The sequence below is a fragment of the Pseudonocardia acidicola genome (assembly GCF_012911935.1).
Classification (GTDB): Bacteria; Actinomycetota; Actinomycetes; order Mycobacteriales; family Pseudonocardiaceae; genus Pseudonocardia; species Pseudonocardia acidicola.
The window spans coordinates 99,839-119,290 of record NZ_JAAXLA010000007.1; the positions used below are offsets into that span (position 1 = coordinate 99,839).

The following is a 19,452-nucleotide window of genomic DNA, read 5'->3' on the forward strand; positions in this document are numbered from 1 at the left end:
CTCAGCGCTCCCAATCCGTGTCGGCCGCTTGGACCGATCGCACGATGTTCTGGTAGCCGGTGCACCGGCAGACGTTGCCTGATAGCGCTTCGCGGATCTCGCAGCTCGTGGGGTCCTTCTTCTGCTGCAGGAAGTCGTACGTCGTCAGCAGGATGCCCGGGGTGCAGAACCCACACTGCAGGCCGTGGTTCTCCCAGAACGCCTGCTGGATGGGGTGCAGCTCGTCGCGCTCGTCCGCCAGACCCTCAACGGTCATCACATTCTTGCCATCGGCCTGGACCGCGAGCATGAGGCACGCCCGGATCGGCTCGCCGTCCACCAGAATGGTGCACGCCCCACACACGCCGTGCTCACAGCCGACGTGCGAGCCGGTGAGGCGAAGATCCTCCCGCACGAAGTCGACCAGTGACGTGCGGACGGAGACGGTCCGTTCGAAACGCACGCCATTCACCGTCACGACGATCGACCTCTCGGTCGTCGACGCCGCGCCCGCGCCCGCCGCTTGCTCGTCTAGCGTCCTGCTCATGGTGCCTCCATGTCTGGATTACGGCGGCCCGGTTGATGATCACGCCGTCGGGGACTCAGGTCAGGTCAGGGCCCGGCAGACGGACTCGTCGAGGGCCCGAGGGACGAGGTGCCGGGCGAGCTGGCGGCGGTAGTCCGCCGAACCGTGGAGGTCGGACGGCGGTGTGAGTCCGGCGACGAACTCCTCGGTGAGTTCCCGGATCAGCTGTGCGGTGGGCTGCTGGCCGATGAGCCCGTCGATCGCGGCGGTTGCGCAGACCGGCTCGCCGCTCACGCCGGCGAGGCAGAGCCCACCTTGGGTCACTCGCCCGTCGTCACCGAGAGCGATCGCTGCGGCGACGCCAACCTGGGCGAAGTCGCCGTGCCGCCGGCTTACTTCGAGGAACGCAGCTCCGCTCCTGGCCGGCCAAGCGGGGATCCGGACCTCGGTCAAGATCTCGTTCGGCGCGAGCGCCGTGGTGAAGAAGCCCTCGAAGAACGCTTCCGCGGTGACCTCACGCTCGCCCTCCTGGCCGCGCAGCACCATGCGGCCGCCGAGCGCGCTGACCGCCGCAGGGAGCTCGGCGGCGGGATCGGCGTGGGCGAGACTCCCGCCGACGGTGCCACGGTTGCGGATGTGCACGTGCCCGACGTTGTGCAGCGCCTCGGGCAGCAGCGCCCATGCGCCGTCGGCGAGTTCGGACTGCTCGAGGCTGCGATGACGTGTCAGCGCACCGATGACGAGTACACCGTCGTCGCGCCGCACGTAGTCCAATTCGGTCACGTTGTTGATGTCGACCAGCTGACTCGGCCTGGCCAGCCGGAAGTTCAGCATGGGGACGAGGCTCTGGCCGCCGGCCAGCAGTTTCGCCTCGTCACCGAACTCGTCGAGCAGCCCGATCGCTTCCTGGACGGTTGTTGGGTCGTAGTAGTCGTACGGCGCCGGCTTCACACTCAGAACCTCCCGATGCGTATCGCTCCAAGACGTGCACTGTGCTGGTCTGTCGATAGCTCCCGGTCAAGAGACGATCATCGAACGCCAGGGCCGCCTGGCCAGCGCGGCGGTTCCCGCCCGGTGCGTCAGCGCGCTCGCCGCGGCTGCGGAGCGCTGCATGACCTCCGAGGGGTTCACCAGTACCGGTGCGCCGCCGCGTACCACCAGCTGACCATCGACGTACACGCGGTCCACCTCGTCCCCGCGTGCGCTGTAGACCAGCGCCGACACCGGCTGGTGCAGCGGGGTGAGGCACAGGCTCGACAACTCTGCCACGACGACGTCGGCCCGCTTTCCCGGTTCTAGCGAGCCGATCACGTCCTGCATGCCCAGCGCCGCAGCCCCGTCGATGGTTGCCATCTCCAGGGCCTTCTCTGCCGTCATGATCTCGGCATCGCGCAGTGCGCCCTTGTGGATCAGCGCGGCGAACTTCATCGCCTGCAGCATCGAGTGGTTCGAGCTCGAGGCCGGCCCGTCGGAGGCCAGGCCGACGGTGATACCGCGGCGCTGCATCTGTGGGATCGGGGCGATGCCTGAGCCCAGGTAGAGGTTGCTGCACGGATTGTGCGAGACCTTCGCGTCGTGTGTGGCGAGCAGGTCGATGTCGTGCTCGTCGCACTGCACGCAGTGCACCGCGAGTAGGTCCGGGCCGAGCAGCCCGGTAGTGGCGGCGAAGGGTACGTCGCGCATCCCGAATCGGCGCTGCGCCTCGGTGATGTCGAATGGTGACTCGGCGAGGTGCATGGTGACCAGCGCTGCGGTCGCATCGGCGAGCGCCCGGGTCTCGCGGAGTGTTGCTGCGTCCACCGTCCAGCTCATGCAGGGAGCAAGGCCGATTCGCACGCGTGAGCCTGGTCGGTTCCAGCGGTCGATGAGCCGCTGCGCGTCGGCGAGCGCACCATCAAGCGTCTGCACCAGCTCTGCCGGCACGCCCACGTCGGCTCCGGCCGTGACGTAGCCACGCGCCATGACGGCGCGTATGCCCACCTCCTCCATCGCCGCCACTACCGCGTCCCCGAGCCCCGGGCGCGGGTGCACGTACATGAAGTCGACCAGTGTCGTGGTCCCGGTGGTCAACGCCTCGGCGCAGCCATGCAGCGCGGCGGCGTAACAGTCCTCCTCGGTGAGCTCCACCGCGGAGGGGCCGGTCATGGCCGTGAACCAGTCCGCGAGCGCTCGATCGTCGCCGAGTCCCTTCAGCAAAGTCTGGAACAGGTGGGTGTGGGTGTTCACGAATCCAGGTAGGACGATCCGGCCGGTGCAGTCCACGAGCTCCGCTGTCGGGTAGTCGGCACGCAACTGCGTCGAAGGCCCGACCGCGAGCAGGTACCCGGAGGCCGGCGAGAACGCCACTGCGCCGTCCTCGAGCACCCGGCGGCGTGGGTCCATCGTCACCACGGTGCCGCCGGACAGCACGGTCACGGGAGCTGACCCGGGCGACTCCGCGGATGGGCGAGTGTGAGCAGATGTCATCGACAAGCCTCCGACGTGGTTGGGCCGCGTGTCCGGAGCATTGGAAGTTATCGGGACTGCCTGCGCTGACGTCTCGTCTTGTTGCGTCCGCCCGGACTTCTCCGGTTCAGCGTGTTGCCACCCTAGCGGCCCACACGAGACGTTGCGTTATGCCATGGTGACACAAGACTCATCGCGGTTTCGGCAGCTTTTCACACTCGCCGCGGTGCGCGTGCGGGCCTGCTTGGTGCGCACGCGTAACGGCAGGCTGAACCAGCTGCTGCAGCGGAGCATCGTGCGGCCCCGATCGTGGTCATTGCGGACGACCTGCCCAGTCACTCCAGCCAGAAGCTCGGGTGACTGGGGCGTCACCTGCACATGTGCCGGATCTTCATTCCGGTCAAGCCTGCCGGCTGAGCCTGACGAGGGCTGAAACGCTGCACCGGACGAAGCGGAAGGGGTCGTGGCCTCAGTCGTCAGGACATCGACGTTCTTGCGGATCACGGTCATCTTGCAGTCCGCGAGGTGATCGAAAGGCTGCGGACAGGCCCCGGTCCGGCGGCGCGAGTGCCCTCAACCGTGGTGACCACGTGGCCGTGGGCGGAGACAGCTACTACCGGGCGGCTTCGCACCGGGTTCGTCATCCGGCAGCACGCGCAGCACACGCCGTGCTCGCACCCCACGCGGGTGCCGGTCAGCTGCAGGTCATGGCGTCGGCAGTCCGGCAACAGCCGTCGCACGGTCACCACGACGTTGCGTGTGTGCCGTTAACGGTGAGCGGTGCGCTCCGGATGGCTGCTCGCCGAGGTCGGCACACGGTCCATGCTGTCGCCTGTCGTCACGCTGCCTGTGCTCTCACCGGACCCACATACGGTCCGGGTCGTCCCGTGGAACGTGAGGAACTGGCGGATGCCCCAGCACTGCGCATTGTCGCTCAATTCGGACGTGGATATCTGGCAACAGCTGCCGACGACGGGGGTGGGGAGCGCGTCTGTCCACGTTCTACAGCCCACGCATCTCTACCACCTGCAAGGCCAGCGTGATGTCGAGCCGCAGCGTGGGGTCGCCGATGAAGGGGCCGAGCATCCGTTCGAGCTTCCTGATCCGATAGCGGAGCGTGTTGTAGTGGAAGTGCAGGGAGCGGGCGGTTTCGGCGACGTTCAAGCTGTTGTCCAGCAGGGCCTGCAACGTCATCCGCAGATCGAGGGCCTCCGGCTCGTCACCGGCGAGCTTGCCGAGAACCTCCTCGGCGAAGGATCGCAACTCCGCCGGGTCGGGTACGAGAGACAACAGGCGATGCACCCCGAGACCGCCGAAGTGGGTGACCGAGCCTGGACCGTGGATCCGCCGCCCGATGGCCACTGATTTGCGCGCCTGCTGGTAGGCGGTGGTCAGGGCCTCGGGTGCGGTCGCCGGGTCGGGAACAACCCGGCTGACTCCGACGGAGAACGACCGCCGGCCGGCCGCCCGGTCCCTGGCGACTTCGGTGACGATGCCGGCGACGGTGGCCTCCACCTCGGCGGCAGTTCCGGACACCGGGATCAACGTGATGATCTCCTGACTGAAGCCGACGACCGGGGCCTTGCTGTCGCGGCTGCGCACCACCTGCTGCCATGCCGCGGCGAGGCGGTCCTGATAGGACCGCACCGGCAGGGTGGTGTGCAGGCCGGAGCCGGTGTCGTTGTCGGGCTCGAGCTCGGCCACCGCCACAACGAGCGGCCGATCGATGTCCCATCCGAGCGTGGCGAAGTGCGCGGCCACCTGCTGCGGCTCGCCGGCGCGGCCGGTCAGGGCATCCCGGAGGAAATCGCCCCGGTACTTGCTCTCCACCGCTGCCACGGCCTGCTGTCGGGTGATCAGTAGCGCGACCACCGTCGCGACCCTTTCCAGAGCATGCACACCGATCTCGGACAGCTGCCCGGTGACGCTGTGGGCGACGATGTACCCGTGGTTGAGTCCGCCGCCGTGCACGGGCACGACAGCCAACTCGCCCGAGCCAGGTCCTTGCTGGTGCAGGATGCCGACGGCAAGTTCCTCGGTCCGAAGGCGGCCGGTCGCGTCGAACACCGGAAGGGCCGTCAAGGCCGATCGACGAGCCTCATCGCCACCCGTTGCTTGCACCTGACCATCGGGTGCGGTGATGAGGACCGCGACGTCCAGCAGCCGCGCCACCTCGTCGGTGACCTCTGCCAGGCCGCCGCCGGCGAAGAGGACGGTCTCGAGGCTGCGCTGCAGGTCATGAGCTATCGCGAGGGTCTCAGCCTGGTGGTCCAGTAGCGCGGCGAAGACGTCCGCGAGCACGTCGTCGAAGGCGACGTCCGCGGGCAGGCTCAGCACCGGAAACCCGAGCCGGTCCGAGGCCTCCAGGGCCGTGGCCGGGATGTCCAAGAGGTAGCGGCCCGATTTGACGGCCAGCGCGCAGACTCCGCGTTCGTGGAACTCGGCGACGAGCTGGGCCATATGGTCCGTCTCCCCCCGGACGGGTCCCCCCCGGCCCGTCTGCACCGGCTGGACGGAATCAGCATGCAGCAGCGGAAACCCTGTGGTCAGCAGCAATTCGTGCGGTTTGACCCACGGGAGGATGTCCGGAACTTCCATGACATTGAGTCGACTGACCATGCGCAGGAGCCCCGAAGCGCCGCTGAGTACGGTCGAGCCCTGCAGGCTGTCGACCTTGAGCACTTCTTGCAGCGGCAGGCCGTAGACAGACCCTTTCGGCACATTATTGATGCTGGATCACCCACTTGTTGGCAACTTTGCCTGCCGTCAGGCGGATAGTGCCCTAGCCGCCGTCGGCAGACAAGCTCGTGATCGGCCGCCGCTGCTGTCCCAAGAGGTGATGGCCTGCCGATCACACGCACAATGCGCAACGTTGCGGAACACCTCGGCGCCGGACTCCTTGACGCCCTGCTGGCCGGCGTCGCCCATGATCTCCAGGACCTGCTTGAGGATGCGCCGCGGCGTGCGCACATCCTCGAGCCTCCCCCATCGCGATCTACAAGTCGGTGCGCGAGCGTCCTGGAAGCGACGCCGCCCGGACCCGGGTGCTCACCCTGCTGACAGCGGATGGGGCGCGTCTTGCGTATGGGCTGGCACCGGGTGTGCCCAGTTCGAGGATTCGTCTGCAATACCTGGTGATGCAGGCCCCGTCGTGACTCGGCGGGGACGCACTTCAGCGCTGGCGCCCACCATGCCGGGACGAGCTCGGGTTGCGTGACCACCTCCTCGCTGGTGTTCGTGGCGGCGAGGGCAACCATGGAGCGAACAACCCGGGCGCCCCGGCGGTGACCGGGCAAACTGCACGCCGACAAGGGCTGCGACCACCCACGCTGCCGTCGTTACCTGCACCGAGGCCACTTCTCGGCACTGCTCACGCTCGCCTGCACCCCGATCTGCCGCCGCCGGCTGCCGCTGTCGCTGCAGCAGTAGCTCGGTCACGGCGGAGCGCATCTTCAGAGGCCGCTGCGCACGTCCGGCGCACGTTCCACGGTTGACACCGAACTGCGCGGGCACTCACAATTCCACGGGCATAGTGGTCTTACCATTTTACTGTCAGTCAGAGTGGACCGGCACGGGAGGACCGATTGATTATGTCGATCGACTTCGAGGACCATTGCTGGCGTGGGGTCGTCCCCGCCGAGACCCTCCAGGTGTACGCGCCGTACCGACGCGAGACCAAGGTCGTCGGACGGCCTGCCCTGCTGGCCGTCGACCTGTTCGTCAGCGCGTTCCCCTCCGGGCCCGGCTCACTGGCCGACGCGGCACGGGTGAATCCGCGCTCCTGCGGGCCCTTCGCCTGGCGCGCCGTGCCGGTGCTGCACGAGCTGCTCGACACCGTACGCGCGGCCGGCTGCCCGGTGCTCTACAGCGCCGCCGCGCTCACCGACAACCCTGACGACGCGCGCACCAGGCCCACCCTCCGCCGGGAACGGGACGCGCAGCCCCGCTCTGCGACCGACTTCGCCTTCCACCCGGAGTTCCGGCCAACGGCGGCCGACGTCGTGGTGCGCAAGCGGCGAGCCAGCGCGTTCTTTGGCACGGAACTGGCCGACGTACTGCGCGAGCTGGCGGTCGACACGCTGTTGATCTGCGGTCAGACGACCAGCGGCTGCGTGCGCGCCTCGGCGGTCGACGCCTACTCGCACGGGTTCCACACGGTGGTCGTCGAGAACGCGGTTTTCGATCGTTCGGAGTTGAGCCACCAGGTGAGCCTGTTCGACCTGCACCACAAATACACCGACGTGATGACGTTGGCCGAGCTGCGCGGGCACCTCCGGTGAGCGTTCACGGGATGGCGGCGAAACCGCTCGAGGCGCGGTCCCCGTGGCAGTGGCCGAACGGCGCCCGGCTCGCGGTGTGGGTGGTGCCGAACGTGGAGGTTTTCGCCCCCGAGCTGCCGTTGACTGCGGGCGGCCCCGCCGGTGACACCGCCGGGCTGGCCACCCGCGAGTACGGCAACCGGGTCGGGCTCGGCCGGCTGCGGGCGGTACTCGCCGAGTACGGGATCCGCGCGACGGCCGCGATGAACGCCGGATTCGCGGTGCGCTATCCCGAGCTGACGCGGCAACTGGTCGGCGAGGGATGGGAACTGATGGGGCACGGCCAGGTCAACAACCGGCGACTGCCCTGTTACCCGCCCGACCAGGAGCGAAAGCTGATCGGCGAGAGCCTGGGAACGCTGGAGTCGGTCACCGGCATCCGGCCGAGGGGGTGGCTCAGTCCCGGCCTGCTCGAGACCCCGGACACGCTGACGCACCTGGTCGCCGAGGGTGTGGTGTACGTCGCTGACCACGTCTGCGACGACCAGCCGTTCCCGATCCCGGTCGAGGCCGGGGCGATCCTGTCCGTGCCGTACTCGGTCGAGACCAACGACAAGCCCGCCTACGACCGCGCCGGGCTCACCCCGCCGGAGTTCGTGGCGCTGGCCAAACGCCAGTTCGATGTGCTGTACGCGGAATCGGCCCGCACCGCGCTGGTGTTCGCGCTTGCCCTCCATCCCTACCTCTCCGGGATGCCGCACCGAATCGGCGCGGTCGACGAGGTGCTGCAGCATATCCGGGACCATGACGACGTCTGGTTGGCGACCGGGTCGGAGATCGCGGATGCCTATGCGCTCCTGCACCCGGACGCATCGCCTTGCGCCGCGGCTTTCCCGGCGGAGCGGGTGGTGACACCGTGACGCGCCCGAATGAACAGGCGGTTCCGGCGCAGGAGACAGCGCTTGGGCAGGGTCCGGGCCGGGCATCGCGGGTGCGGTGGATCTACGTCGTGCCCACGCTGTTCGTGGCGACCCTGGTTGCCCAGATCGACAAGCTGAGCATCTCGGTCATCATGGCCAGCCACTCGTTCCTGGTCGACATGGGGCTGTTGGATCGGCCGGCCATGGTCGGCGGCCTGGTCTCGGCCTTCCTGCTCTCCTACGGGGCGGGGCAGTTCGTCTGGGGACCGATCATCGACCGCATCGGGCCTCGGCGCGCCGCGATGGTCGGTGTGGTCGCGTGGAGTGTGACGCTGGTGTGGGGCGGGTTCAGCGCTACGTTGCCGATGCTGTATCTGTCCCGCATCTTCCTCGGGCTCAGCGAGGGGATCCTGTACCCGGTGTGCAACGCGTTCGTGGCGCGCTGGTTCGCGGTGCGGGAGCGGGGGCGGGCCCAGTCGATTTGGTTCAACGGGGCCACCGTCGGCGGAGCGGTCGGCGGTGTGCTCGTCACCACGGTCGTGGTGCTCTCCGGGTGGCGGCCCGCGTTCCTCGCGCTGGCGGCGCTGGGCGTCGTGGTCGTCCTTCCCATGCTCTGGTTCTTCACCAGCGACGACCCGCGTACTGACCGCCGGGTGTCGGCCGGAGAGGTGGCCCAGATCGAGCAGGGGCACCGGCTCGCCGTGACCCCGGCCGAGCGTGCGGCCTCGGTGTTCGGCAACTACCGGTACTGGTTGCTCGTCCTCGCCTTCGTAGCCAACAACATCTTCTTCTGGGGCTGGAGCAGCTGGCTGCCCACCTATCTCGTCCGGGTGCGCCACTTCTCCTTCCAGTCCTCCGGCTGGCTAACCGCGCTGACGTTCGCCATCGAGGTCGCCGCCGTGTACCTGCTCGGCCTGCTCACTGACCGGCTCGGACGTAGGGCACCGCTCGGCGCGCTCGGATATCTGCTGGCCGGAGTGGGCGTCTACATCGGCGGCATCACTGAAGACATCCCGCTCGCCATGAGCTTTCTCATCGCTGGTGTGTGCTGCCAGCAGGCCTGCGCCGGCAATGTCCAGGCACTCCTGCACAGCTTCAGCGGACAGCGCCTCATGGGGCGCGCGGCTGGTGTGCTCAATGGTTTCGGGAACGTGGGCAGCTTCCTCGCCCCGGCGTTGGTCGGTGCGATGATCGGCACGAGCGGAGACTTCTCACTGGTCGTCATCGCGCTGGCCGCCGACCTGGTCGTCGCGGCCGCCGCGCTGGCCCTGTTGATCAAAGACCGTTACTAGGTATCGAGACGACGAGTCGGAGGAGTCGATGGCTGTGTGGGACGGGTTGATCCCGGAGCGGGACCAGGAGATCTACCGGCGAGCCGGTTTCGCCAGGGAACCGAGTTGGGACGGTAGCCCCGCACTGCTGATCGTGGACGCGCTGTGGGGCTTCATCGGGCATCAGCCGGTGGACGTCCTCGAGGCGATCAGCGAGTACCCGACGGCGTGCGGCGAGCCGGGCTGGGTCGGTCTGGAGCGCACCGAGGAGGTGCTGCGTTTCTTCCGGGAGGCCGAGCTGCCGGTCGTGCACGTGTGTGCCTCGGCTGGGGCCGACTCGGTGTACGGCGCGACGACCCGTGCCCGCCGCACCCCGGGCACCGGGACGAGGGCCTACGAGATCCCCGAGCGGATCGCGCCGGTTCCGGGCGAGTTGGTGGTGCCCAAGTCCAAGGCCAGCGGGTTCTTCCGTACGCCCCTGGACGTGCTGCTGCGCAACCGGAAGGTGGACACGGTGCTCATCGCCGGCTCCACCACCTGCGGCTGCATCCGGGCCACCGCCGTCGACGCCCACTCCAGCGGCTTTGAGACCATCGTGCTCTCCGACGCGGTGTGGGACCGTTCGCCGTTCTCGCACGCGGTGTCGCTGTACGAGTTGTCGATGAAGTACGCCTCGGTCGTCGCGGTGGACGAGGCGATTGCCGAGCTGGGCAAGCGCCGTGACCGGTAGCCCCCGTTACGCCTACCGGCCGATCGTCGACCACCCGAAGTTCCGCTGGCCGGGCGGGGCCGGGGTCGCGGTATGGGTCATCACCAACGTCGAGCACTACCCGTTCGGCCATCCCGGCATCCCGGTGAACGAGCGCTCGGCCGCCGCCGACCCCGACGTGCTCAACCACAGCTGGCGCGACTACGGGCCACGGGTGGGGATGTGGCGGCTGTTCGACTGCCTGGGCGAGCTGGGTGTACCGGTGTCGGCCACGCTGAACAGCGAGGTGTGCGACGAGTACCCGCAGCTGGTGGAGGAAGGCTGCCGGCGCGGCTGGGAGTGGATCGGGCACGGCACCAACAACTCGGTGCGGCTGAGCGGCCTGACCGAGGACGAAGAGCACGAGCTGGTGCACACCGCGCTCGACCGCATCGCCTCGGCGACCGGACAGCGGCCGATGGGCTGGCTCGGTCCGGGGTTGGTCGAGTCGCACCGCACTCCGGACATCTTGCGGGCCGCCGGCATCGAGTACCTGTGCGACTGGGTGGCCGACGACCTGCCCTTCCCGCTCGCGGCCGAGGGCGGAGAACTGCTGTGCCTGCCCTACAGCATCGAACTCAACGACACCGAGCTCCTCCTGCGCCAGCACCTGACCGGGGAACAGTACCGGCAGCGACTCGTGGACCAGTTCGAGCAGCTGTGCCGGGACGCCGACGCGCACGGCATAGGCCGGGTCATGGCGATCCCGCTGCACCCGTTTCTCGCCGGTCAGGCGCACCGGATGCGCTACCTGCACGACGCCCTGAACCACATCGCGTCCAGTAACGCCAGCTGGATGGCCAGCGGAACCGACATCGTGGAGCAGTACCGCGCCCTCGGGGCGATGTGACGGTCGATGCCCGTGCCTCGCGTGACCGACACGACGAAGACCTTCGAGATCGAGATCGTGTTGCAGGACGTCCGGGCGGCGGTGACCCGTTTGGTCCAGGTTCCGGGTGAGGCCAGCCCGGCCGCGCTGCATGAAGTCGTGCAGTCGGCGATGGGGTCGGACCACCTCGCACTTGCACGAGTTCGACGTCGCCGGCGCCCGGTACGGGACACCCGACCCGGGGGTGGGATGGGGCGGCCAGCTCCCTGACGAGGCGAAGGTCAAGCTGTTTCGGTCATGAGTGGCGTCACGTCAGGGACACGGCTGACGCGAGCGGGCTTCGATCAGTCGTCCTCCCGCGAGATCCGCGCCAGCTCGTGTCGCCACGCCGTGCGCACGGTGACGACCGAACCGAGATCGGGCAGCTCCACGAGGTCCGCCTCCGGGATGGTGAGGACCGCCACGTGCCGCCGTGACGGCAGAGTCATGCGGGCGAGGCCACCGTCTCCCGGGCCAAGCTCCTGCGGCCCACGGCAGCGGATCAGCATGTGTGTCTCATCGATGCGCACGCTGCCGTGCCCGAGCACGCCGTCGGCGAGAGGCCGCGAGCGGGCATGACCCCGACAGGCGTCGGCGATCTCCGTGCGGAGGGCCTCCAGCTCAGATGACATAGGACTCGTGGGTCTCGGGAACGAAGAGTTCCTCGGGCGCGAGCCGGCGCGGCGTCAGCCCCTGCTCATGGGCGTAGCGGAGGAACACCGCCAGGGTGGTCCGGTTGGCGTCGAGTCCATAGGGCCAGAAGTCGGGGCCGAGCAGCGCGCGCGTGCGCTCCAGCTCGTCCGTCAGCCACGGGACCATGTACGGGTTCGCGGCCACCTCCCCCATCCGTGCCTCGGTGAGCGCCTTGGCCTGCTCGAACGCGCTGTAGAGCGAGCGGGCCAGCCACGGGCGCGCGGCGTAGACGTCCCGCCGCAGCACAACCGTGTGCATGATCGGGAAGATTCCGGTCTCGGCTGCGTAGCGTTCCTCCTCGACGCGGGGATCGCGGAACAGCCGCCGGACCGACGTGTCGCCGGCGAGCATCGGGCGCGGCGTGCGGGGCGCGTAGAGCGCGTCGATCTCGCCCGCCAGCAACATGTCCAGCAGTGTGCGGTCCGGCGGGATCGGCTCGACCTCGATCCTCGGGGGAAGGTCCAGCTCCTGCTTCTCGACCCGGCCCGGTTCGTGCATGCCGCCTGTCCGGTACCGCACGGCGTCGACGGGCAGGTCGTGCCGGTCGGCGAGGATGCCGCGGATCCACACATTCGCGGTGAGCTGGTATTCGGGCACGCCCACCACCCCGCCGAGCAGGTCGGCGGGTTTCACGAGGTCGCTGTCCCCGCGCACGTAGATCCCGTGGTGGCGGAAGGCGCGCGACGGGAAGACCGGGATCGCGACGAGATCCGGCTCGGCCGTGCACCCCACGTGCGTGACGTAGGAGGACAGCGACATCTCGGCCGCTTCGAACTCGCGGTGCCGCAGCATCCGGAAGAACGTCTCCTCGACCGGGAGGTTCAGATAGGTGAGAGCGACGCCCGCGGGCCGTACCGTGCCGTCGGCGAGGGCGCGGGTGCGGTCGTAGTCCCAGCAGGCCAAGGTGACCGGGACCGTGCTCATGCAGCCTCCTCGATCCCGGCGAGCTGGCAGAAGTAGGCCCACCGGCCCTCGACGCCCGCCACCTGCCCGCGCAGTGTCGCGATCTCGTGGGGGCTGATCACTCGGGGTCGGGTGCCCGTGGACGCGGCCGTGAGCGCCGCCTCGGCGAGCTGCTCGAGCATCGCGGCGCCCACGGTGGCCTCGCGGACCCCTTCCCCCACGCTGACGATCCCGTGCCCCTGCAGGTGACAGAAACGCTCGCCGCCGAGTGCGCCGGCCAGAGCCCGACCCAGCTCCGGAGTGTCGACGAGCACCGGGTTCGGCCAGGTCGGCGGGGTGCGATCGAGGAAGGTCGCGGGCACGTGCAGCACCGGCTCGATCGGCAGCCCCAGCACGCCCGCGAGAGTCGCCGACCGCTGATGAGTGTGCACGACGCAACCGACGTCGGGCCGGGCGCGGTAGATCTCGGTGTGGATGAACACCTCGGCCGGCGGCCGGTCGGTGCCGCCCGGGCCCCCCTCGAGCAACCGCCCGTCCAGGTCGACGATGATCATCCGCTCCGGCCCGAGCCCCGCCGTGCTCCGCACGGTCGGTGAGTGCTTCGGTTTCACCACGACCCGGTCCGTCCCCGGCACTCGGGCGCTGGCGTGCCCCAGGTAGTCGACCAGGCCGAGCGCGGCGAGCACCTGCCCGGCCCGCGCGACGAGCTGCCGCAGCTCCCGCTCGGCGGTCACGCCCGCGCCGCCGACGTGCGCGTCGCCACGTACCGACGGACCGTCTCCGCGTCGAGCACCACGGACGGGTCGTACTCCGGGGCGTCCTCCAGCTGCTCGAGGTCGTCGAGCCCGCAGTACCGGTACACCCGGTTGATCGCCGAGATCAGGCGGGCCGGCCGCTCCGGATCGGCGTTGACATGCTGGTGGATCGTGTTGGGTGGCACGTAGATGACGTCCCCGGCTTCCCAGTCGAAGCGCTGCACCTCCTCGCGCGGCTTCCAGTGGTAGGTGTCGGTGATCTCGACGTCGCAGTCCTGGTGCAGGTCGTACCCGCGGCCCTCCAGTACGTAGAGGCACTCCTCGGCAAGATGGCGGTGCCTTCCGGAACGGCTGCCGCCCGGAATGATCTGCATGTAGGCGTCGACCGTCTGCATGCGGGTGTTCAGGTCCGCATTGATCAGGTGCTTGAGCAGGCCCTGCCGCGACATCTCCCATGGCATGTCCTGCGGGTGCAGCACCTTGCGGCGCTCGGCGTCGCGCACCGGGGCCTCGGCGGCCCGGGCCAGCTGCTCGGCGTAGGTCGCCACCGTGTCCGCTCCGGCGATCCAGGCGCCGGTCTCGTCCCAGGCCATGTCAGTACCCCTCCGCCGGGTGGTTGTGGCCGGTCTCCTCCTCGCGGGCGGTGAACCCCTCGCCGCCCGGCGCCGGCTCGAGAGCCCGCGGCTCCACCTGCTTCTGGAAGAGCATGTTGAGGAACAGGTACATCGGCTTGGTCTTGATTACGAGTGCCCGGGCCGGCCGCTCCGAGCTGGCGTTGAAGTGCTGGTGCACGCAGTTGTTGTGCACGATCGCGACATCGCCCGCGGACCAGTCGTAGCGGATCCCGTCGTGGATCTCATAGCCCGTGCCGTCGAGGATGTAGAAGGCGGCCTCGTTGACGTGTCCGTGCTTCTGCGACTTCCCGCCCGGCCCGTACTCCTCCAGGTGCAGATGGAAGGTCTGGGTGATCCCGTCCTTGGGCTCCACGTAGTGCCGGGAGTACGCCTGGGGCCCGTCCACGAACTTGATCTCGTTCGCCTTGCGCACCCGTGGCATCGAGCGCAGCCGCTCCAGCTCGGCGTTCAGCCCGTACTCACCCTGGATCGCGCGGACGAAGGTCCGGTTCTTCTGGCTGTGGTAGAGATGCGCCAGGGCGGGATCGTCCGCCTGCGCCTCGCCATCGGTCATGAATCCTCCTCGTTCCTGACCTGCTGCACGCCCGGAGCTGGCGTCGTACCGGTCGTCCCAGGACTTCGCGTTGCGGAGCAGGTCCGCGGAGGCGAAGGGGGCGATGTCCAGGCCCTCCGGGCTGGTGTCACCGGGAACCTGGGTCGACGGCGACTGCGCCGCCGACGAGCCGAGGTCGGACGCACCCGCGCCTTGGTCGGCCAGGCCGCCGCACCCCCACCAGCAGCACGGCCACGACGGCGAGCAGGGGTAGTGCGAGTGATCGAGTCCTCATCGACTGTCCTTCCACGGGGCAAGGATCACACGTGCACGGCCCGATGGTATTACCGTTCTTCCTTTCAGGGAACCGGGCGTCGCCAGGTGGTCGCCGGGGCACCCACCGCCACCCCACCCCGCCGTCGACGCCGGCGCCAGTGCCGCCGCGCTGACCGCGCCGGTCACGATCGGCCCCAGCGCGTTGCCGATGTCGGAGACGAACCACCACACCCCGAGGAGCACCGGGCGGTGGCGGACAGCGCCGCGAGCGGGATCACCGCTCCTGCCCGATGCCGAACAAAGCGACGGGAGGTAGATGGCGATCCCCGCCGACCGCAGTGACCGCGCAGGCTCCGCGGTCACGAGAAGAGCAGGGATTTGATCACCACCGGGACGACGCCGGGCGGGTCGAGCTTTTCGCCGACGTCGACGAAGTCGAGATCGGCGAGCCTTGTGCCGTCGATCGCGACGAACGGCCTGTGCAGACCCAGCTCGCGGTCCAGGAGTCGGCCGAGGCTCTGCCCGACGTCACCATCGATCATCAGCAGCAGCGGCTCCGTGCCGCCGTCGGCGACCTCGACGATCCCCCGGCCGACCGCCGCGAGCCGTGCGTGGGTGGGCGGGCCGGTCCAGCACAGTGCCAGGGCAAGGGCCTCGTCGAGGCTCCGGTCCTGCTGCTCGGCCGCACGCCGGATCCCGGCCGCGACCGCCGCCGCGTCGATGTCCTCGCCCAGCGGCTCAAGCTGCACGACGGGTACGTTCTGCAGCGGCAGCGACACCCCCGCACCGAGGTGGATCGTCTTGCCGCTCACCTGCACCGTGAACTGGGACGCCCCGATCACCGTCGCGCGGATCCGCTGGCCGGGATCGAGCACCGGCAGGCGCACCCGGCTGTCCAGCCGGGCCGCGACGGCGCGGGCGAGCTCGCGCGCGACATCGCCGTGATCGGCGTTCTCATGCCCGAACAGATACTCGGCCACGCCGCCGGAGAAGGTGAGGTAGTCGGGGTCGACGGTTCGTTCCAGCGGCGGGGTGAGCTCCAGCGCGCGCCCGAGCTCGCCGAGCCCGCCTCCGGCGAGGTGGTCGACGAGCAGGTCCGCGAGGCGGTCGGCGATCGTGCTCCTGACGGCCGGATCAGCCAGCGACTCCGGCGATGTGTCGACGTCGAGGGCGGCCGCGACCAGCCGGGCGGAGTCGTCGACACGGGTCCACCTCCCCGCCCGGTCCCGTGCCACGAGCCGGCCGCCGACGGCGACGGCGGCGACGCCGCGGATCTTCCCGCGGTCGATCAGCGCGAGCTTGGTGGTGCCACCGCCGATGTCGACGTGCAGCACCACCGCGTCCCGCTCGCGCGAGATCCGGGTCGCTCCCGACCCGTGGGCGGCGAGGATGCACTCGAGCCGGTGCCCGGCCGTCGCACAGACGAACCGGCCGGCCTCGCTTGCGAACAGCTCATCGATCGCCCGCGCGTTGCGCCGCTTGATCGCCTCTCCGGTGAGGATCACCGCGCCGCTGTCCACGTCGGCCGGGCTGAACCCGGCACCGGCGTAGCTGTGCCGCAGGAAGTGCCCCAGCTCGTGGACGTCGATCGTCCCGTCCGGCAGGAACGGGGTGAGCACGATCGGAGAGCGCCACTCCACCTGCCGGTCGACGACGGTGAACCGGCTGGACAGCGCATGCACGTCCCGCCTCAGGTACACCCGCGCGAACAGCAGGTGCGAGGTCGAGCTGCCGATGTCGATCCCCACCGTGAGCAGCTCCAGGGTGTCCTGCTCGAGGATCGTCCGCGCGACCGCCTCCCGCTCCTCGTCGGTGAGCCCCCGCTCGTGCTCGTGGTCGAAGTCGACGTCGTGCACCTCGTACTCCCGGTCAGACGGCCGGCCCGACGGACCGCGGCGTGCGGATCACGCCGGTGAGCGACTCCCCGGACAGGGCCAGGATCGCCGGCTCGTCGAACGCGTCGCCCATCCGGGACTCGACACCGGTCTCGCGCAGCGCCTCCAGGAACATCCGGTGCACCCGTGGGTCCTGGTCCTCGTACTCGATCTGCCGCCCGCCCTGCGACACCGACACCGCCCCGGAGCCCTCGGCGCTCTTGCGGCGCAGCGCCAGGAACGGGTACTTGCGACTTCCCAGGCTGCAGGCCAGATAACGGGCGGGGGCCGGGCCGGTGTTGAAGTGCTGGTGGAACATCCAGAACGGCGGCGAGTACATGAAGCCGTGCCGCCACGGGAAGCGGCGGAACTCCGAGTCGCCCTCGTACCAGAGCAGCGAGAAACCCTCGCCGTCCACGGCGTGCACGTGCGTGCCTGCCGCGTGCCGGTGCGCCTTCTTGTAGCGCCCCACCGGCATCTGCGACACGTGCGCGTGCATGGTGCCGTCCGCCAGCACGAAGTTGACGTTGAGCGAGCCCTTGCCCCGACCCTCGAACTCGTACAGCGTGAAGCTGGTCAGGTCGTGGACGAAGTTCGTCTCCCAGACGTTCTGCACCGTCGCCGAGCCCTGGTTGTAGACCGAGTGCTCGCCCTCGCCCGCGAAGCGCTCGACCGTGCCCACCCGGTCGGGGAAGCGCGCGTCGCTGCCGAAGACGAAAGCCGGATCGTGGAAGACGTTGAGCAGCAGCGGCGCGTCGTTCGTGCAGGACAGCCGGGCGGGCTCGCGTCCCGAGGCGTTCATGATCCGATAGGTGCAGTTCAGCGGGATCGCGAACAGCGCTTTCGGGCCCCACTCGAAGGTGCGCTCCGTCCCGTCGGGCAGCCACACCGTGGCCGAGCCGTAGCCGGTGAGGACGTAGAAGAAGGCCTCGTACAGGTGGTGCACCGGAGCCGTCGACCGCGTGGGCTCGATCTCCAGCACGTAGTTGCTCATGAAGTCGCCGCGGCCCAGAGTGTGGGCGAAGCAGCCGCGGGCGTCGTAGCGCTCCCACGGACCGGTCTCCAGGGCGAGCAGGTCGAACCCGAACTCCTCGTGGATCGGGATGCCCTCCCCCTGCGCCCAGCCGACGTACGGATCGAGCAGGAAGCGGCCGGAACTGTCGTCGCTCGGCGACGCGGCGGGCGGGGTCATGGCCGCGGTGGACATCGTGGTCTCCTCCGGTTCTCGATGGGTCAGGCCGGGGTGTCAGGGCGGGGCCGCGGACGGGTCGGACCCGGCGATGCTGTAGCCGCGGACGGTCCGGCCCAGGGCCGCCGTACCCGCGGCTGCGGCGATCGGGACGAGCCCGCCGAGAGTGAGGGCCCCCACCGGGCCGAGCGCCCCGGCGACGGCGCCGACCAGCCCGTCACCGATCGCCGGGCCGCCACGGGAGGCCATCTGGTAGATCGCCGACACCCGCCCGCGCAACTCGTCGGGTGTCTCGACCTGGACCGCCGCGTGCCGGACCGTTGTCGACACGGCGTCCGCGACACCGAGCAGCCCGGCCAGCACCAGGGCCAGCCAGAATGTGGTGACCTGGGCGAACGCCAGGATGACCAGCCCGTAGAGGGCCGTCGAGACGAGCACGAGGACCCCGGAGCGGCGGGAACGGACGAGCCGGAACACGAGCACCGAGCCGGCCAGGGCGCCGGCCGACGGAGCCGCCGACAGCAGCCCGTACCCGGTGGGCCCGGCACGCAGGATGTCGAGGGCGAACGCCGGCAGCAGGACGCGGTACGCACTGAACACCGTGGCAGCGAGGTCCAGCGCCATCATCTGCCAGACGACCGGGCGGCGCCGGAACTCGACGACCCCCTCATGCAGGGCATGCAGGAGCGGGTCGTGCGAGCCCGGGCTCCGAGCGGTGGTGGCCCGGAGCGCCAGCAGGGTCAGCACCAGCACGGCATAGGTGGTTGCGTCCAGCAGGTAGACCGCGCCGGGCCCGGCCACTGCGATCAGCACCCCGGCCAGCGCGGGCCCGGCGAGCACCGCCAACTCGCGGGACGGGTTGATCAACGCGATCGCGTCGACCAGCTGGTGCCGCGGCACGAGCGCCGGGATCAGCGCCTGCCGGGCCGGCTGGTCGAAGGTGGCGGCCGCGGTCGCCAGCAGTGACGACAGCACCACCATCCAGGTGGTGGCGCGTCCGGTGCACGTCGCCGCAGCCAGGGCCGCGGAGACGACCAGCGCCGCCCCCTGGCTGTACTGCAGCAGCCGCTTACGGTCCATCCGGTCGGCAAGCACGCCGCCGAGCGGTGAGAGCACCACCAGCGCGACGGCCTGGGCGATCCCGACGAAGCCGACCTGCAGCGTCGACCGGGACAGCTCGTAGACCTGGTAGAGGTTGGCCGCGACCGCGGCGCGCGTCCCCACCTGGCTGAGGATCACCCCGCCCCAGTAGAGGTCGAAGTCCCGGTTCCGCAGGACCCCCGGGATCCGCGGCGCCGGGCTCACCGGGCCGGGACGAGGGTGATCTTCGCCGGGTCCACCGTCAGGTGCACCCGCGTCCCCTGGCTCGATCGACAGGGGGGATCGGAACGGGTCCGCGGCGCGCGAGTGCCGGCGCGCCGGAACGCCACCGGCAGATCGTGGCGAACGCCGAGGACGCGGTCCAGATCGCGGTCGTACGCGGTGGCGGACCGGCAGGCCGCGGCCAGGTGGCCGGCGGGCAGGCCCACCGCCCCCGGGCCGACCACCCGGTCCGCGTCACCAGGGCCCGGCACCCGAC

18 protein-coding genes are annotated in these 19,452 nt (G+C 69.8%); 5 read left to right on the forward strand and 13 right to left on the reverse strand.

The genetic code is table 11. From position 1 onward, the window contains the following. Window position 1: 1 nt before the first annotated feature. The 4 genes from HF526_RS06095 to HF526_RS06110 form a co-directional block, all read right to left on the reverse strand. A complete protein-coding gene (locus HF526_RS06095) occupies window positions 2–457 on the reverse strand; it encodes a 2Fe-2S iron-sulfur cluster-binding protein (RefSeq protein ID WP_338051325.1) in 456 nt (151 codons plus the stop codon). Window positions 458–586: 129 nt separating this feature from the next. Then, the gene (locus HF526_RS06100; RefSeq protein ID WP_169380271.1) at window positions 587–1,456 is read right to left on the reverse strand and encodes an FAD binding domain-containing protein; all 870 of its coding nucleotides are present in this window, start codon (window positions 1,454–1,456) and stop codon (window positions 587–589) included. 66 nt (window positions 1,457–1,522) lie between these two features. Next, window positions 1,523–2,920: an amidohydrolase family protein gene (locus tag HF526_RS06105; RefSeq protein WP_211176826.1), complete on the reverse strand. Its 1,398-nt coding sequence runs from the start codon at window positions 2,918–2,920 to the stop codon at window positions 1,523–1,525. A 1,032-nt stretch (window positions 2,921–3,952) separates the two neighbouring features. Next, window positions 3,953–5,671 carry a PucR family transcriptional regulator gene (locus HF526_RS06110; RefSeq protein WP_211176827.1) on the reverse strand — a complete coding sequence of 573 codons (1,719 nt, stop codon included), beginning with the start codon at window positions 5,669–5,671 and terminating at the stop codon, window positions 3,953–3,955. An 869-nt stretch (window positions 5,672–6,540) separates the two neighbouring features. Here HF526_RS06110 and HF526_RS06115 point away from each other — a divergent pair. From HF526_RS06115 to HF526_RS06135, 5 genes are all read left to right on the forward strand, one after another. Next, window positions 6,541–7,230, forward strand: a complete 690-nt coding sequence (locus HF526_RS06115) for an isochorismatase family protein (protein WP_169380273.1) — start codon at window positions 6,541–6,543, stop codon at window positions 7,228–7,230. An 11-nt stretch (window positions 7,231–7,241) separates the two neighbouring features. Further along, window positions 7,242–8,129 (forward strand): polysaccharide deacetylase family protein, encoded by an 888-nt coding sequence (locus HF526_RS06120; protein WP_169380274.1) that lies wholly within the window; start codon window positions 7,242–7,244, stop codon window positions 8,127–8,129. Window positions 8,130–8,218: 89 nt separating this feature from the next. Next, on the forward strand, window positions 8,219–9,421 hold the full coding sequence (locus HF526_RS06125; protein WP_169380275.1) for an MFS transporter: 1,203 nt from the start codon (window positions 8,219–8,221) through the stop codon (window positions 9,419–9,421). Window positions 9,422–9,449: 28 nt separating this feature from the next. Further along, a complete protein-coding gene (locus HF526_RS06130) occupies window positions 9,450–10,130 on the forward strand; it encodes a cysteine hydrolase family protein (RefSeq protein ID WP_169380276.1) in 681 nt (226 codons plus the stop codon). Beyond that, window positions 10,120–10,998: a polysaccharide deacetylase family protein gene (locus HF526_RS06135; protein WP_169380277.1), complete on the forward strand. Its 879-nt coding sequence runs from the start codon at window positions 10,120–10,122 to the stop codon at window positions 10,996–10,998. The genes HF526_RS06130 and HF526_RS06135 overlap by 11 nt, the downstream gene beginning before the upstream one ends. Window positions 10,999–11,321: 323 nt before the next feature. Here the strand turns inward: HF526_RS06135 and HF526_RS06145 are convergent, their stop codons facing one another. From HF526_RS06145 to HF526_RS06185, 9 genes are all read right to left on the reverse strand, one after another. After that, complete coding sequence (locus tag HF526_RS06145; protein WP_169380279.1) at window positions 11,322–11,465, reverse strand: hypothetical protein; 144 nt, start codon at window positions 11,463–11,465, stop codon at window positions 11,322–11,324. Between the two features lie 172 nt (window positions 11,466–11,637). Continuing rightward, window positions 11,638–12,633 carry a substrate-binding domain-containing protein gene (locus tag HF526_RS06150; protein WP_169380280.1) on the reverse strand — a complete coding sequence of 332 codons (996 nt, stop codon included), beginning with the start codon at window positions 12,631–12,633 and terminating at the stop codon, window positions 11,638–11,640. Continuing rightward, on the reverse strand, window positions 12,630–13,346 hold the full coding sequence (locus tag HF526_RS06155; protein ID WP_169380281.1) for a class II aldolase/adducin family protein: 717 nt from the start codon (window positions 13,344–13,346) through the stop codon (window positions 12,630–12,632). The genes HF526_RS06150 and HF526_RS06155 overlap by 4 nt, the downstream gene beginning before the upstream one ends. Further along, a complete protein-coding gene (locus HF526_RS06160) occupies window positions 13,343–13,960 on the reverse strand; it encodes a cupin domain-containing protein (RefSeq protein ID WP_169380282.1) in 618 nt (205 codons plus the stop codon). The genes HF526_RS06155 and HF526_RS06160 overlap by 4 nt, the downstream gene beginning before the upstream one ends. A gap of 1 nt (window position 13,961) precedes the next feature. Beyond that, a complete protein-coding gene (locus HF526_RS06165) occupies window positions 13,962–14,555 on the reverse strand; it encodes a cupin domain-containing protein (protein ID WP_169380283.1) in 594 nt (197 codons plus the stop codon). A 614-nt stretch (window positions 14,556–15,169) separates the two neighbouring features. After that, window positions 15,170–16,666: an ethanolamine ammonia-lyase reactivating factor EutA gene (locus tag HF526_RS06170; protein WP_169380284.1), complete on the reverse strand. Its 1,497-nt coding sequence runs from the start codon at window positions 16,664–16,666 to the stop codon at window positions 15,170–15,172. A 13-nt stretch (window positions 16,667–16,679) separates the two neighbouring features. Beyond that, entirely contained in the window at window positions 16,680–17,891 is a 1,212-nt protein-coding gene (locus HF526_RS06175; RefSeq protein ID WP_211176828.1) for a cupin domain-containing protein, read from the reverse strand. Window positions 17,892–17,930: 39 nt separating this feature from the next. Further along, entirely contained in the window at window positions 17,931–19,178 is a 1,248-nt protein-coding gene (locus HF526_RS06180) for an MFS transporter (protein WP_169380285.1), read from the reverse strand. Continuing rightward, complete coding sequence (locus tag HF526_RS06185) at window positions 19,175–19,447, reverse strand: hypothetical protein (protein WP_169380286.1); 273 nt, start codon at window positions 19,445–19,447, stop codon at window positions 19,175–19,177. Before HF526_RS06185 ends, HF526_RS06180 begins: the two co-directional genes overlap by 4 nt. Between the last annotated feature and the right edge of the window lie 5 nt (window positions 19,448–19,452).

Excerpts from the sequence above, each read along its gene's own strand:
- HF526_RS06165 (WP_169380283.1), bottom strand. The coding sequence starts at position 14,555 with ATGACCGATGGCGAGGCGCAGGCGGACGATCCCGCCCTGGCGCATCTC.
- HF526_RS06115 (WP_169380273.1), top strand. The coding sequence starts at position 6,541 with ATGTCGATCGACTTCGAGGACCATTGCTGGCGTGGGGTCGTCCCCGCC.
- HF526_RS06150 (WP_169380280.1), bottom strand. The coding sequence starts at position 12,633 with ATGAGCACGGTCCCGGTCACCTTGGCCTGCTGGGACTACGACCGCACC.
- HF526_RS06120 (WP_169380274.1), top strand. The coding sequence starts at position 7,242 with ATGGCGGCGAAACCGCTCGAGGCGCGGTCCCCGTGGCAGTGGCCGAAC.
- HF526_RS06160 (WP_169380282.1), bottom strand. The coding sequence starts at position 13,960 with ATGGCCTGGGACGAGACCGGCGCCTGGATCGCCGGAGCGGACACGGTG.
- HF526_RS06145 (WP_169380279.1), bottom strand. The coding sequence starts at position 11,465 with ATGACTCTGCCGTCACGGCGGCACGTGGCGGTCCTCACCATCCCGGAG.
- HF526_RS06175 (WP_211176828.1), bottom strand. The coding sequence starts at position 17,891 with ATGTCCACCGCGGCCATGACCCCGCCCGCCGCGTCGCCGAGCGACGAC.
- HF526_RS06130 (WP_169380276.1), top strand. The coding sequence starts at position 9,450 with ATGGCTGTGTGGGACGGGTTGATCCCGGAGCGGGACCAGGAGATCTAC.